Source organism: Paenibacillus sp. FSL F4-0236 (assembly GCF_038000135.1).
In the GTDB taxonomy this organism is placed as follows: domain Bacteria; phylum Bacillota; class Bacilli; order Paenibacillales; family Paenibacillaceae; genus Paenibacillus_AQ.
The window spans coordinates 5,886,433-5,901,046 of record NZ_JBBOBK010000001.1; the positions used below are offsets into that span (position 1 = coordinate 5,886,433).

Sequence of the window (14,614 nt, forward strand, 5' to 3'; positions counted from 1 at the left end):
AATGAGGATTGGGGCATAATTGAGGGGAAGATAACAGCTTGGAGGTCGCCTCTCAACTGATGGATCTTATTAAGATAGAACATTCATAAGATGCTACTTCAGCGTATTTCTCGAATCACCTGTGCAATGCCAGAAGAAATATCAGGCTCTTTTACACTAGATACATTGAGCTTTAGAATTCTCTCTTTTTTCGCAAAATAGGGAAGGTAACCGCTATCCGCCATCTCCACTCGAATGAACTTTTTTTGCAGCCGTTTGATCATCTGCTCTGCTCTAAAGTTATCCTCCAATTTCAGATACGTATGCACACCTAGCTGACTGGCAGGAACATAGGAATAATGCTCTTCAGATGCTGCATTTGCCTCCCTCATAATCGAATCATGGAGGAGCATGGATCTTTTTCCGTAGCAGGAACGCATCTTTTTTCGGTGGCGCTCGAACATTCCACTTTTCAAATACAACTCCAAGGCAGCTTGTGACAGCATAGAACTATCTATATCCATCAGTCTTTTGAATCGGTTAAAGGACTCACAGAGCACCTCAGGAAGTACAGCCACACCAACGCGCAGACCTGGGAATATAATCTTGGAGAAGCTTTTTAAATAGATAACGTGTGATGTATTGTCATAGGCATAAATCGGATCTTGCTTCGTATCCTGCTCCAGATCTGCCATGTAGTCATCCTCAACGATATACACATCGTATTTAGCTGCAAGCTGGGCAATCGCCTTCTTCTGGTTGCGGGTATAGGAAACGCCAAGCGGATTATGAAACCGTGGAACGGTATAGAAGAACTTGAACTGGCCCGTCTTAAATAACCGCTCTAATTCATTCAAGTCCACCCCGTCATCCGAACGCTGTATCCCCTCTGTCTCGATGTCGTACGTCTTCAAATACTCCATAAACAGTGGGTAACTCGGCTGTTCAATCAACACACGCTCCCTGCTATTTGGAAAAGGAATACGGGTTAAGAGTCCAAGTGCTTGCTGCACACCAGAGGTGATAAAAATCTGTTTGGAATCAGCAAATACCTGATAAGAGGCCAGTTGCCGCTGCATTTCACGGATCAGAGACGGCAGCCCTTGCGGCGTTCCATAGATAAACAAATCCTTACGGTACATATCGATCGCCTTATTAATACAATGTTGAAAATCTAGATACGGAAAAATATCCGGGTCCGGTGCAGATGCTGTAAAATCAATCCAGTGCGCCCCCTCTTCTTTTCGCTCCCCACTGCGTTTCATGACATAATATCCACTCTTTGACGCGGCATAGATTAGATGTTTGTCCTGAAGGTCTTGGAGTGCTCGAATAACCGTGCTCTTATTGCAGTCATAACGTAGCGCTAGCTCTCGAATAGAAGGTAACTTGTCGCCCTCACGATATGTATCTTCAGCGATTTGTAATTCCAGATCGTTGATTAACTCCGAATACTTATATATGCCCTTCACCTACCTCCGAGTCTATTTTGTACCGGTACAGATGAACAATAATTACATTGTAGCATAGCTGTTCTAGCCTTAGAATAAAGAGCATAACAGGACCGGTCCTAAATGCGCGCAACACTTTGGAGGTCTTATAGATGAATACATCTTCTACTCAAAAAGCGATAGTAGCTGCTGTCTTGAATGCTATTATTGTCGGGTTTTCTTTTATATTTGTAAAAATGGCTTTAACCGTCTCGGACCCATTCGATACGTTAGCTCACCGCTTCACGTTATCTTTCCTTGCCGCTTCATTATTTACTTTTCCAGGATGGGGGCGGGTGAAGTTTGGTATTTCCAAGGCAGCAGTGGTAATCCCACTTGCTCTACTATACCCATCGTTGTACTTTACACTTCAAGCCTTTGGACTTCTGCATACAACATCTGCTGTAGCGGGTATTATTCAGGCGACCATGCCCATCTTTACCATCATTTTAGCAGCGATGTTCTTGAAAGAAACTACAAGCGGATTCCAGAAGATCTCCACCTTAATCTCGGTTGCAGGCATCATTCTTATCTTTGCCATTCCGGGCGTGAGTATTTCTTCCTCCAGTCTGTGGGGCGTCTTACTCATCCTAATCTCAGCGCTATCCCTTGCCGGCTATAATGTTGCGGCCCGAAAGCTGACACGAACTTGGAGTCCTAAAGAGCTCACTTATATGATTACTTTATTTGGATTTATATTTTTTAATGGATTGTCGATCATTAAACATGGTTCGGCAGGAACCTTGAATCAATATTTCACACCTTTTCAGGAGCCAAAATTCATATTCTCCATGATTTATCTCGGTGTGCTATCTTCCCTCGTGACCTCCTTCCTCTCCAACTATGCTTTATCCCGAATGGAGGCTTCACGCGTGAGTATCTTCGGCAGTCTTTCGACAGTTGTCTCTATTCTTGGTGGTGTACTCCTGCTGAATGAACAGCTGGAATGGTATCATTGGACCGGCACGGTGATGATCATTGCCGGGGTGATCGGAGTGAATTGGCGGAAAAGAGCAAGGGTTCAAGCAAAAAGCGAGATTGGGTTGGACTAGATACATTTACGTAACAAAAAGACACCCCTCGAGGTGTCTTTTTGCTTTTACCTTTTCATTCTCTCTATTCTGTATCAAGCTGCGGTTATCACTGTTGCTTCGACGTTTCTAACGCCTTGATTTTCTCTTTATATTGATCCAATAGTTTAGTTAAAGCTTCCTTAATCACAGTGGAATCTTTGGTTTTAGCCGCGCTATTCAGATCCTCTTGGGCTTTGAAGAAGGCTTTATCAGCCTCACTAAGTTCTTGAATTGAAATCGTAGCTCCAGTCGCTTCTACAGCCGCAATTGCCGCTACACCTTTAATTGAAGTAGAGACAACACTCTCCATCTTCTGAGCTTCAGGTAATTGGATATCAACGCTGCGACCCGCTTCAATGTAACTCACGGGCAGAGCTTCAGCTGATCCAATCTCTTTCGATAATTTAACTCCCTCCGCCTGCTCAGAAGGTACAAGCTCAGAAACTGCGGTAATACTAAATCCAGCAGCCTTATAATATTGATCCAAAGTCTTCTTCCAGTCTTCCAGAGTATTAGGTGCGTATGTTTTAGCCAGTTCCAGGGGATCTACCCAATCAAAGCTTATTAAGCTTGCAGAAAGTGATCCACTATTTGCTGGAGTAACCACGGCTGCTGCTGTTGTCTTCGCACTTTGATCGTTTGCTCCACTAGCTGCGTTCACTGCAGTCGGTGCGGCAACTGCGGACACTAGTAGGGCGGACAACGCTAACTTTTTAAATATCATCTGTTGATTCATAAATACAACACTCCTCGTCGATTTGAATGATCTTACAAGTCCAAGCTTACAAAATGGGTGTGGCATAACATTGGTTAATTTGTGGAAAAACGATGGCAGACCCCTATACCCACCTATGGATTGATATAATTGCAGAAGAATACTCTGGAGGTAACGAAATGAATACCAACTATCTCATTGCCGTAGTAGACGATGATCAGCATATACGTAATCTTGTAGAAGCCTATTTACAAAAAGAAAATTACCGCACGATCGGCCTTGGCAGCGCTGAGGAAGCATGGACCTTATGGCAGACAAGCCCACCGGATATGTGGGTGCTCGACGTAATGTTGCCTGGCATGGACGGGTACGAGTTTTGTCGGCGGATTCGCAATGAAGCCGAGGTACCGATTATTATGATCTCCGCAAGAGATAATGAAGTGGATAAAATATTAGGCTTAGAGCTTGGCAGTGATGATTATCTGGTCAAGCCATTTAGCCCCCGGGAGCTAGTTGCTCGCATTAAACGCCAGTTACAACGCTGGTATAAAATGAGTAACCCCGTGGAACCCGCAATTAGTAGCCCACACCTATCGACGCAAATTGAGGTTAGCCACCTACAGTTATTATTGGAGGAAAGACGTGTGTTCTGGCATGGTAATGAGATTGAACTCACCAGCAAAGAATTCACCCTTCTAAAAGTTTTTGCAGCTTCTCCAAACCGCGCATTTACAAGAGATGAGTTGTTAACCTATGTTTGGGGAGATGACTATTTTGGGAGCGACCGCGCCGTGGACCATTTAATTAAACGAATGCGAAAAAAACTAGACCTGCTGCCGATTGAAGCCGTTTGGGGACATGGCTATCGTATGCGTATTGAGGAGGGAATGGAGATCAATGAAGCTAGCACATCAGATTAATATAGCCTTTAGCATCGTATTGGTACTGCTCCTGTCTATTACCGCTGTCGTGATCCACTTTGTACTGCTCAATCATTTTGTCGGTACACAAAAGGCAGAATTGCGAACCATTAGCTCTGCCATGTCAGCCACTATGATTGAGGGAAGCACGTACAAGGGCGACATGGGGACTGAACTCCATGCGTTACCCGTAATCATGCCTTCTACTGTTGGTACCGCAGGCGTCGAGGCCATTCTTAGCGATGAGACAGGAAAAGTATTGTCCACCTCATCGAATATGAGTTCAATCGCGGTAAACTCCAATACGCAGTTTGTCGCAGGTCAAACCTCGGATCTCCAGAACATATGGAATGGAACAGATGCAAGATATATAACGGAAGTGAAGTCCACCCCGATAGGCACGCTAACTCTGCTTACACCTATGAGCGCAGTTACAACGATTGAACAAGCTCTGCTCAAAAGACTTCTAATCGTTTTCGGTGCAGCAGGGGCATTCATGCTCCTATTTGGCCTGTTTATCACGAAAAAGCTAATCCAGCCTCTAATGAAGCTGCAGCAAGAGCTGAAAAAGGTAAAGGAACGCCACTTCTCAGATGTTAAGCTAATCAAAGCTGGCGGAGAGATTGGCGCTGTCGCTAAGTCGGTATATGACATGGCTGGCGAATTGAATCGTTTTAACCACGTACAGAAGCAATTTTTCCAGAATGCCTCACACGAATTAAAGACCCCACTAATGTCTATCTCTGGGTATGCTGAAGGGATTAAGGATGGTATCTTCGAGGGGGAAGGGATCGATAAAGGTCTGGATATTATTATGAGTGAGAGTAGTCGTCTGAAGAAGCTCGTTACTGAAATGACCCTGCTTGCGAAACTGGATAGTGAGGAGGATATATTTAGAACTAGCGAGCTTTCTCTGGACGATTTAGTCGTAGAAACAATTGAACGCATGAACCCCCTTTTGATGAAAAAGGGACTGACCCTACATGTATCCTACGATGACTGCGAGCCACTTACGATCCGGGCCGATAGAGATAAGCTATTGCAGGCGCTGCTTAATGTAGTTTCCAATGCAACTCGTTATGCCAACCAGCATATCTACATTCATGCTTCGGTTAAAGATGATCAGGTTCTGCTCTCCGTTAGTGATGATGGCCCTGGCATATCAGAAGATCTGCTTCCATACCTGTTCCACCGATTTGTAAAAGGAAAAGATGGCGAATCAGGGCTAGGACTAGCCATATCCCGTGCGATCGTTGAGCGCTCCGGAGGTCTGATTTCGGCAGGGAACCGTAAGGATGGCGGTGCAGTGATCACCATGGGATTCCCTACACTCTCCCCTACCTAGACAGTTTCATGTCGAGCGGAACACCAAAAAGCGATCCTCCTGAGTACCTCGAACTCAGTTCTTTCATTGTTAAAGAAGGCGGCAATGCACATGCATCTAGAATGAGTTCGATCGAAGAAATGACACAGTAAGATTCCGACTATATTACGGGTCAAACAATCATGATCGATGGCAGATCGATATTTACCATCAAGAGACTCCATTTAGAGGAGATCTCTTTTTCGTCTTCAAATCTCTTTATCGTTCGTTTAATGGCCTTCGGATTTAGGGTAATAATAAATCAACATGCTATTTAATGCATAATTTAAAACACCCTGTGTGACCCGGAGGTATTAAAATGAACAAGTTCGACGCTATTATTATTGGTTTCGGTAAAGGCGGAAAGACCCTTGCCACAGAACTAGCTAATCGAAAATGGAAAGTAGCCGTGATTGAACGCTCTAAGAAAATGTACGGTGGAACTTGCATTAACATCGCCTGTATCCCTACGAAATCCTTAGCTTATCAAGCCCATCAAGGGGAAGATTATATAGAAGCGGTCCATAATAAGGATCAGCTTATTTCAAGTCTACGCCAAAAAAATTACGATAATCTAAATCAGAACGAGAATATAGAAGTTATCAATGGTGAAGCTTCCTTCTTATCGGATCACGAAGTCCAAGTAAAGGATGCCGGTGAGACGAAAATCTTGACCGCCGATAAAATCTTCATTAATACGGGCGCTGAAACCATCATTCCTACTATTGATGGGATACAAGATAGTAAGTTCGTATATACCAGCACATCCATTATGGATCTTAAGGAGCTCCCAACTAAACTAGCCATCATTGGTGGTGGTTATATTGGATTGGAATTCGCGTCGATCTACAGTCAATTCGGCTCACAGGTTACGGTGCTGGAGAGTTCCTCGAAATTCATTCCTAAAGAAGACCGCAATGTCGCGGACGCCATCCTCCAAACCTTTACCAAGAAGAACATTGAGGTCAAACTGAATGCAAAGGTTATAGGACTGAAGGATGTTAAAGATGGAACAGTTATCTCCTTTTCGATAGATGGTGCTATTCAAGAATTGAAAGTCGATGGGGTTCTGGTTGCGACAGGTAGAAAACCAAACATTGAGGGATTAAATTTAGAAGCAGCCGGTGTAGAAGTTACAGATCGGGGTGCTATTAAGGTGGACCCTTCCCTAAAAACCACCGTTCCCCATATATGGGCCCTCGGAGATGTCAAAGGCGGATTACAGTTTACCTACATCTCATTAGATGATTATAGAATTGTACGAAATGATCTCTTCGGCGATCATTCCCATACCACAAATGACCGTGACGTTGTTCCATACAGTGTATTTATTGATCCCCCGCTATCCAGAGTAGGAATAAGTGAAGAAGCAGCCGTCGAACAAGGACTTGAAATTAAAGTCGCTAAGTTGCCTGCAGCAGCTATTCCACGTGCTCGCTTAATTAACGAAACCGAGGGCTTCCTAAAAGCAATTGTGGATGCAAAAACCAATAAAATCCTAGGAGCTACATTGTTCTGTGCGGAATCTAGCGAAGTGATTAATATCGTGAGCATGGCAATACAAACAGGGCAAGATTTTACCTTTTTGAGAGATCATATCTTTACTCACCCTACAATGAGTGAAGCTTTGAATGATTTGTTCTCACAGATCAAAGAATAATACTACATGCATGGCAAACAAAAAGACACCCACACGGGGTGTCTTTTACTTTTACTATATAACACGATGCTGAACCCACTTCTTACCCATGAAGCGCCGTAGAAATATGAATCCTCTTATTCCCCACTCACAGTTCATAGCTAACCAAACCCCAAGTAGACCGAAATCGAGAACAATACCTAAGATGTATCCGAGTACTACACGGAACAACCACATACTTAACATAGACACCATGGATGTGAACTTGGAATCACCCGCCGCTCTAAGCGCTGACGGTGTTATGAAACTAACAGACCACAACGGTATTTGTACGATTGTATTGATAAGTACAATTATGAAAATATCCCTCACAATCTCCGCAGGTGGATGAAACATCGACACTAGCGGATGGAAGAAAGGCATAACTAACAATCCCATCACCACAAAGGAAAGGGAAGATGCTACGAGAAACGATTTAATAAATTTCCGAGCATCCTTAACATTATTGCTTCCCATACATTGTCCGACCACTGTAATAATCGTCAAAGACAACGCATTACCCGGAATTTGCATAATCCCCGCAAAGGAAGAGGCGATAGCATTTGTAGCAAGCGCGTAAGTACCGAGACTGACGATAAAGACTTGCGTCAGAATCTTACCACCATTAAAGAACATCTGCTCCGCCGCAAACGGCATACCGATGAACATTATTTTTTTGAGCATGGAGAATTGAACCACCAGTAAGTCACGAATTCGAATATGCAGTTCATTGTCCATCCGGAACAGATAATACAGAGCGCATATCGCGCCCAAATATCGAGCTATATTTATAGAAATGGTCATTCCTAGAACGCCCATATGCAAAAGGTTAATAAATACGAGATTCAAGAGGACGTAAACTAAATTCATAATGAGCGATAGCGCAAGCGAGGCTCTCGTCCTTCCGATTCCCCGAAGAGCACCACACACCGCCTCTACCACAGCTATACCAAGATAGGAGATACAGCTCCCAATCAAATAGATTCGGGCGTTGTGCATTACCTCGGGTGAAGCTGCTCCAAATAGTAAGTTCAACAGCGGATTATGAAAAAGAATACCAAACATACCAATAACAAAAGCCATAAGGGAAACCGATGAAGTGGCGCCTGCGGTAGCTTTTGATACCATAAGACTATTACCGCTTCCTTTATACTGCGCTACGACAACCGTACCACCTGTTGATACCGCGATAAACACACTAATGAGAAAAAGATTAAGAGAATCAATCATGTTCACCGCACTGATAGCTGCCACACCGGACGAACTGATCATAGCCGTATTCACTAGATTTAGCCCCACTATAAAGGCTTGATCTACCAGAATAGGGATAAATAAAGCAATCATATGGCGATAATCTAACGATTCTCCTGAAAAATATTTTTCAAGAAACCTCACACTTCGCTTCGTATTGACATTTACATTAGGTTCCATCTTCGCTTCACTTCTTTTACATTAGAGTTATCCAAATCTGAAATATCCTTATAAATAGAAAAAGGCTCTTCAGGTTGAAGAGCAATTCAAAAGTACAGCTAATTTATAAGCACTTAGGTATGCGGTCGAGAGGACTCGAACCTCCACGGGGATTAACCCACACGGACCTGAACCGTGCGCGTCTGCCAATTCCGCCACGACCGCACAAAATATAAAAGAATCATGCAGTGCAGAACTAAATTATCATATATTAGCGCAAAGGGCAATACCTAATGTAAAAAGAAAAAGTGTACCGAGTCCCTATTAGGGATCATCGATACACTTTTTAGAAGAACTATCGGATTATGAAGCTTGTTCAAGCATACGGTAGATAATGACTGCCGCTTGAGCGCGGTTAGCTATGCCCTTAGGTGCAAATTTACCACCCTCAACACCGTTAACAATCCCCAATTGGGTCAGTTGTGCTATAGCGTCCTGTGCGTAAGGAGCAATACTGGACTTGTCTGCAAACTTGCCCAGCGCTGCATTCTTATCAATCGGCTGTAGTTTATCTTTCAATGCATTAGCAATCATAATAGCCATTTCTTCACGAGTCACTTCACGACCCGGTTCAAATTTACCATTTCCAGAGCCTTTTACAAGTCCGGCCTTGACCGCAAGGGCGATAGAATCCGTGTACCAAACTCCTTGCTTAACATCGCTGAATGAACTGGTTGTTGCCGAACCCGTCAGATTGAGTGCGCGTACCAGCATTGTAATAAATTCTGCACGTGTCACTGTTTTGGTTGGTGCAAAAGTATTAGCATCCAACCCTTTTATAATGCCCTTAGCAGCCAATGCTTGAATAGCTTCTTGCGCCCAGACTACCTTACCCAGATCTTTGAAGCTTGCTGCTGGGGCAGTAGTTGGTGCTGGTGTTGCTGTTGGTGCTGGTGTTGCTGTTGGTTTCACGGTTGGAGTAGGTGTTGGAGTTACAACATTAGAACCACCATCGCCACTGCCCGATCCCGTATCAGCCTTCTCTTTGTTCGTAATACGACCTTCAATGGCTGCCTTGATCTCTTTGCGATCAAACGTCTTCACAATGTAATCGTAGAATACATCCAAATCAATCGGACCAGCCAATGAATTCTTACCTTCAGTCAGAACCTTGTAGTTATCCCCTCCAGCAGCCATAAAGTTATTCACGACAGCCGTATATTCCTGCGTAGGATTAATTGGTGTACCATTAGTTAGTGTAAGATTGGCAACACGATCTGCTACCGGAAGATACATATTGGCTGTATATTTCAGTCCGGAGATTTGCAGCGTTTTAATATCTGCCGTTCCATCAGCTTTCACATTCCATTGCTGTTGCAGCAACGTTTTGATTTGTGCTCCAGTCAGTGTCAGCTTCACAAGTGTGTTGCCGAACGGCTGAACTTTAGCCAAATCGCCAAAGGTTACATCACCCTTCGGAAGATCCGCACGGATACCACCCGGATTCATAAAGGCAAAATCAGCAGCCTTTGCGCCATCGCCGAAATCAGCAGTACGCATAGCGTCAGCAATCAGGTTGCCAAGGGCAGCTTCTTTGGTGTAAGCATCTGTACGAGTAACAGTTCCGTCTGTTGTACCCACTGGTTGGGTCAGTTCAGGATGCTTCTCAAGGTATGCATTTACCAGAGCCACACTTTCCGGATCTGGTGTTACACCTTCATGGAAGGTGGACGTTACTACAGCAGACTTCTCCTTCACATCTCCTGTTTCATGGTCAATGATCAGCTTGATATCTTCAAATGCTGTACCGTAAGAGTATGCTTGTACAAGCAACTTACCGTTGACCAATCCGTTTGCCAGAGCATGGTTATCACCAGCAACGATAACGTCAACAGGGGAGTTCGCAGGAAGCGCATTGGCTAGGTCAGCTGCTTCACCTGTGGTTTTGCCATCTTTAGTTGTGGCAGGATCATGCGCAAGTACGATGATCGTTTCTACACCTTTAGATTGAAGCTCCTTCGCATATTTCTCAACAGCCGCTACTTCCTCCTCTGGAGAGAGGAAGTGTACGCCCACTGTTCCAGAAGGTGCAACCTTGCTTGGTGTGGATTTGGTTACAAGACCTATAAAGCCGATCTTCACACCACCGACTTCTTTGATTACATAAGGATTGATAATGGGTTCGCCGTTTTTGGCATACACTGCATTGGCATTCACGTAATCAAAATCAGAACCAGCATGGATAATTTTTTTGTTCTTTGGATCTGCACCACCATAAAGCTGTGTCATTAGCGCATCAACACCTTGGTCGAACTCATGGTTACCCAAGGAACCTACATCAAATTTCATCATGTTCATCCAAGCATGAGTCGGCTCATCGCGCTCAAGCGAGGATACAGGTGCCGATGCTCCTACGGAGTCACCGTTATGGAAGAGCAAGGAGTTCTCATACTTTGCACGAGCCTGTTTCAAGTAAGTCGCGAGGTAAGCTGCTGTGCCTACAGACTTATTGCTCACTGTAGAAACTGTGTCTAGTTGACCATGGAAGTCATTGATTCCAATAAGGTGAACTTCAACATCTGCAGTTGGCGCAGGAGTTTTCACACTTAGATCCAGTTCGAAAATTCCGAAGCCTTTATCATTTTGCTGACCCATATCGTATATGTTCGCCGGAAGTACACTTGCTGCTTTAGGCGTTGTAGTGAACGTTACTTTCACACTACCCTTAATAGGTGCCAATGACCAGTTGCCATCAGCAGTAGGATCAATCGTTCCAGCTTCACTGATATAGTCCATCAAGACCTGACGATTCTCATCTTGAGAGTCCACTACCAACTCTGAGCCTTTAACGCCCGGGAAGTTACCACCACCGCTTGCACGGTAATTGTTAGTGACAACAATAAAATCCTGATCAAGATCTAAAGGCTGATCATTGTAAGTCACTTCCGTCACACGACTCGATGAAGCATCATTAATGGAGCCATCCGGATTGTACTTCGCGTTTTTCGTTACATCAATTTTATATTGGACCCCATCAATCACATCAAAATTAAAGACTTGGAATTCCGGATTCAACAGAGACTGCGGAGTCGAGATTCCAAGTTTGATGCGGTTAAATGCACCCGCGCTCATTTCCAACCACTCTTTAACAACAGAACCCTTAACCTTGATCGCTTTGAGCGTGTTATCGTATAGATAGAGGTCGCTTGCGCTACGGATAGTCAAGTTGCCTTCATCAATACTAGTGTATTCTTCTGGGCCGTTACGTCCTGCTTTAAATGGAGCGCCGACACTCAGAATCGGTAGGTCCTTATATTGAGGAACATTGACATCAATATACTTCTGAACATACCACTTCTGTGCATACGTTACGAGCTGAACCGTAGGATCATCCTGAACCATTGCAAAATAACTGTTCATTGGAGCCGTTGTCACACCCAGCTTCTGTTCAGTATAAACAATAGTAGCGTTATGCGCTGCCGCAGCAGCATCATCTACAGCTGGATCAGGTTCGACCGTTGGATAATTCACTTTATTCTCTGTCTTATAGATAGAACGAGTTAAAGCTTTTGAGCTTTTCTTATCTACTTCCCAGCCTTTATCACCGTATACAATATCCAGATCAATTAGACCTAAATAAGCACCGCCGTAGCCAGCTTGTACAGCAGGCGTACCGTTAATGTGACCATTCGCATTATCGATCACAGCCTTATCGTTATTGTAAGGCTTTTTAGTATCCGGATCTTTGAACATAGCATCCAGTGTGCTGTCGTTTCCCGTTGGGAATACCTTATGGGTATGTGAGAATGTGATCGCATCGATACCCGGAACCTTACTCAAGGCGTTAATGTCATTTTCAGAACCATCACCTATAACAGCGTTGATATCAAACCCAGTATGGGCCATAGCAACAATGACATCTGCTCCTTTAGCTTTCATTTCTGGAACAAACTCCGCAGCCGTTGCGGCAATATCTTTAACGGTGACTTCGTTCTCCAGATTAACCTTATCCCACTCCATGATTTGAGGGGTAACAAGGCCAATTAGGCCGACTTGAATCGTTTGTTCTGTACCATTACTGTCTTTTATTGTTTTAGGTATGATAACAAAAGGATCAAAGGCATTCGTGCCATCCATTTTATATATGTTCGCATTCACATAATCAAAATTTGCACCGGTAGTTGACTTCTTCTTGCCATCGCTACCATTTATAGTACGATCTAAAAATTGCAAACCATAATTGAATTCATGATTACCAAAAGTCGCAGCATCATATTTCATAACATTCATAGCCGCAATCATCGGATGAATCTCATTCGGATCTTTCAGTTCTGATTTCTTCGCCACGTACGTACCCAGCGGGGTTCCTTGAATCAAGTCCCCATTGTCAAGCAGGAGGTTGTCGGGTTCTTCAGCTCTCGCTTGTTTCACCAGACTTGACGTGCGGTCAAGACCGACGGTTACAGATGGTGCACCCTTAAAATAATCCCAACCATACACATTAGTGTGCACATCCGTTGTGCTCATCAAACGAAGCTCAACCTTGGCTCCAGAAGCAGGTGTAGCAGGTGCAGCAGCTACTTTGTCCGGACTCCAAACCGTACCCAAAACGACTCCACCTAGTACCTGTGCTGAAAGCACTGCAGTTGCTAGTACAGAAGCGAGAGGCTTGTTCCATCGTGTCTTCCATCCCATAAAGATTTATTCCCCCTAGTAGTTTTTACATAATTTCGGTGATATTATATCACACAAACATGACGAAAACGTATAGGATTGTAAAATTAATATAATTTCGTGTTAAATATATTAACGTGTGAAGAAAGACCTAGGTCACATTTTTATTTTATTAGATCAAGAGTCTCTAGACATACAAAAAAACACACCTTATAGAGATGCGTCCTAAGAAAGCGCATACATAAAATCAAAACACGTCGAATCTTTATCTGATAATAACTCTCTCAAGACCCACTCATGATGGCAGTAAACCCAAAACAAATTGCCGTGATTAAAGACAAAGGTGTCATCACAAGTCTTTCTTTTCTGCTCTTCGATAATATATTCATTACGGTATTGAGAATTAGATAGACTGTAAAAAAGTAACATACGCCTCTATCAAAAGGTAATCCAATAGAAATCACGTTGCCTGCCTGCAACAAGTACGAGATTGCAATCAGTTGTATAACAACTGAGATCGCACACGCAATCCTCATCTGTGAGGACATGATTCTATGTTTGCCACCCATTGCGAACTCTCCATAAGGTAATCCTAAAGACAGTAATATGTAAAGAATCGCCGCTCCGGCAAAAGTAATACTCCCCATCCATGCAGATAACATCCTACCACCCCCTTCACTAATTGTTATTCGAATCTTATAAGCGGAAGAACACCTTTATAAATGCAATGGGCTTTCACGAGAGATACTTGGAAATCGATATTTATGTATAACGTCGTTTCCTCATCCAATTTTTTGGACTTTCTTTTCATATTAATGATGAACCCGCACAAGCAACACCGGAATATCTGAGTAATATATAATTAAATAGACCAATGAGGTGATCCACAAATGTCAAACAGAGCAAAAATTCGCAAGCGAGCTGAACAGCTCAAGGGTAGACCTGTGTGCGTTACGCTTCATGATGGACGTACGTATGTAGGATGGATAACTGGCCTCGATAAGGATGGATTGACCCTCTCCAAACCACGTAAAAATAAAAATAAAAAATCAAAAAAGCACTCTTCTTCCCGCTCCCGGAAAGCGAACGTATCAGGACTCATGCCATTATTCGGCTCACTTTTCGGAATGGGAGGAGGAGCTGCAGGGGCTGCCGAGTCTGCAAGTTCAGGCGCTTCAGGATTCGGTGGAATTATGGGCTTCGTAGGGATGATCCAAAGAACAATGCCGGTTGTGAAAATGGGCTACAATATGATTAAATCTATTTCCCCATTCTTGAATGGACTGAAGGGTTTAATGGGATAGTCAAAAGA

10 protein-coding genes and 1 tRNA gene are annotated in these 14,614 nt (G+C 43.6%); 5 read left to right on the plus strand and 6 right to left on the minus strand.

Annotated elements, in window-relative coordinates; all coding sequences use genetic code 11:
- Positions 1 to 98 precede the first annotated feature (98 nt).
- Positions 99 to 1,442 carry an aminotransferase-like domain-containing protein gene (locus NSQ29_RS26210; protein WP_339271447.1) on the minus strand — a complete coding sequence of 448 codons (1,344 nt, stop codon included), beginning with the start codon at positions 1,440 to 1,442 and terminating at the stop codon, positions 99 to 101.
- A gap of 140 nt (positions 1,443 to 1,582) precedes the next feature.
- On the opposite strand from NSQ29_RS26210, the gene NSQ29_RS26215 reads away from it, so the two are divergent.
- Positions 1,583 to 2,521 carry a DMT family transporter gene (locus NSQ29_RS26215; protein ID WP_042184104.1) on the plus strand — a complete coding sequence of 313 codons (939 nt, stop codon included), beginning with the start codon at positions 1,583 to 1,585 and terminating at the stop codon, positions 2,519 to 2,521.
- An 88-nt stretch (positions 2,522 to 2,609) separates the two neighbouring features.
- On the opposite strand, the gene NSQ29_RS26220 is transcribed toward NSQ29_RS26215, so the two are convergent.
- A complete protein-coding gene (locus NSQ29_RS26220) occupies positions 2,610 to 3,278 on the minus strand; it encodes a hypothetical protein (protein ID WP_341126461.1) in 669 nt (222 codons plus the stop codon).
- Positions 3,279 to 3,436: 158 nt separating this feature from the next.
- Between NSQ29_RS26220 and NSQ29_RS26225 the strand changes: the two genes are divergently transcribed.
- From NSQ29_RS26225 to NSQ29_RS26235, 3 genes are all read left to right on the plus strand, one after another.
- Positions 3,437 to 4,177 carry a response regulator transcription factor gene (locus NSQ29_RS26225; protein WP_341126462.1) on the plus strand — a complete coding sequence of 247 codons (741 nt, stop codon included), beginning with the start codon at positions 3,437 to 3,439 and terminating at the stop codon, positions 4,175 to 4,177.
- Positions 4,155 to 5,522: a sensor histidine kinase gene (locus NSQ29_RS26230; protein WP_339244312.1), complete on the plus strand. Its 1,368-nt coding sequence runs from the start codon at positions 4,155 to 4,157 to the stop codon at positions 5,520 to 5,522. Before NSQ29_RS26225 ends, NSQ29_RS26230 begins: the two co-directional genes overlap by 23 nt.
- Positions 5,523 to 5,859: 337 nt before the next feature.
- The gene (locus NSQ29_RS26235) at positions 5,860 to 7,200 is read left to right on the plus strand and encodes an FAD-dependent oxidoreductase (protein WP_341126463.1); all 1,341 of its coding nucleotides are present in this window, start codon (positions 5,860 to 5,862) and stop codon (positions 7,198 to 7,200) included.
- 54 nt (positions 7,201 to 7,254) lie between these two features.
- Here NSQ29_RS26235 and NSQ29_RS26240 read toward each other — a convergent pair whose 3' ends face one another.
- The 4 genes from NSQ29_RS26240 to NSQ29_RS26255 form a co-directional block, all read right to left on the minus strand.
- Positions 7,255 to 8,649, minus strand: a complete 1,395-nt coding sequence (locus tag NSQ29_RS26240) for an MATE family efflux transporter (RefSeq protein WP_042184093.1) — start codon at positions 8,647 to 8,649, stop codon at positions 7,255 to 7,257.
- Positions 8,650 to 8,769: 120 nt separating this feature from the next.
- Positions 8,770 to 8,853: transfer RNA gene (locus NSQ29_RS26245), tRNA-Leu, on the minus strand.
- A 138-nt stretch (positions 8,854 to 8,991) separates the two neighbouring features.
- Positions 8,992 to 13,323 (minus strand): bifunctional 2',3'-cyclic-nucleotide 2'-phosphodiesterase/3'-nucleotidase, encoded by a 4,332-nt coding sequence (locus NSQ29_RS26250; RefSeq protein WP_341126464.1) that lies wholly within the window; start codon positions 13,321 to 13,323, stop codon positions 8,992 to 8,994.
- 263 nt (positions 13,324 to 13,586) lie between these two features.
- On the minus strand, positions 13,587 to 13,964 hold the full coding sequence (locus NSQ29_RS26255; protein WP_341126465.1) for a hypothetical protein: 378 nt from the start codon (positions 13,962 to 13,964) through the stop codon (positions 13,587 to 13,589).
- Between the two features lie 228 nt (positions 13,965 to 14,192).
- Here NSQ29_RS26255 and NSQ29_RS26260 point away from each other — a divergent pair, with 228 nt between their 5' ends.
- Positions 14,193 to 14,606, plus strand: a complete 414-nt coding sequence (locus NSQ29_RS26260) for a hypothetical protein (RefSeq protein WP_341126466.1) — start codon at positions 14,193 to 14,195, stop codon at positions 14,604 to 14,606.
- The last annotated feature ends 8 nt before the right edge of the window (positions 14,607 to 14,614 follow it).

Bases quoted from the DNA above. Each gene is read 5' to 3' on its own strand.
- NSQ29_RS26230 (WP_339244312.1), top strand. From the start codon at position 4,155: ATGAAGCTAGCACATCAGATTAATATAGCCTTTAGCATCGTATTGGTA.
- NSQ29_RS26250 (WP_341126464.1), bottom strand. From the start codon at position 13,323: ATGGGATGGAAGACACGATGGAACAAGCCTCTCGCTTCTGTACTAGCA.
- NSQ29_RS26235 (WP_341126463.1), top strand. From the start codon at position 5,860: ATGAACAAGTTCGACGCTATTATTATTGGTTTCGGTAAAGGCGGAAAG.
- NSQ29_RS26240 (WP_042184093.1), bottom strand. From the start codon at position 8,649: ATGGAACCTAATGTAAATGTCAATACGAAGCGAAGTGTGAGGTTTCTT.
- NSQ29_RS26220 (WP_341126461.1), bottom strand. From the start codon at position 3,278: ATGAATCAACAGATGATATTTAAAAAGTTAGCGTTGTCCGCCCTACTA.
- NSQ29_RS26215 (WP_042184104.1), top strand. From the start codon at position 1,583: ATGAATACATCTTCTACTCAAAAAGCGATAGTAGCTGCTGTCTTGAAT.
- NSQ29_RS26260 (WP_341126466.1), top strand. From the start codon at position 14,193: ATGTCAAACAGAGCAAAAATTCGCAAGCGAGCTGAACAGCTCAAGGGT.
- NSQ29_RS26225 (WP_341126462.1), top strand. From the start codon at position 3,437: ATGAATACCAACTATCTCATTGCCGTAGTAGACGATGATCAGCATATA.
- NSQ29_RS26255 (WP_341126465.1), bottom strand. From the start codon at position 13,964: ATGTTATCTGCATGGATGGGGAGTATTACTTTTGCCGGAGCGGCGATT.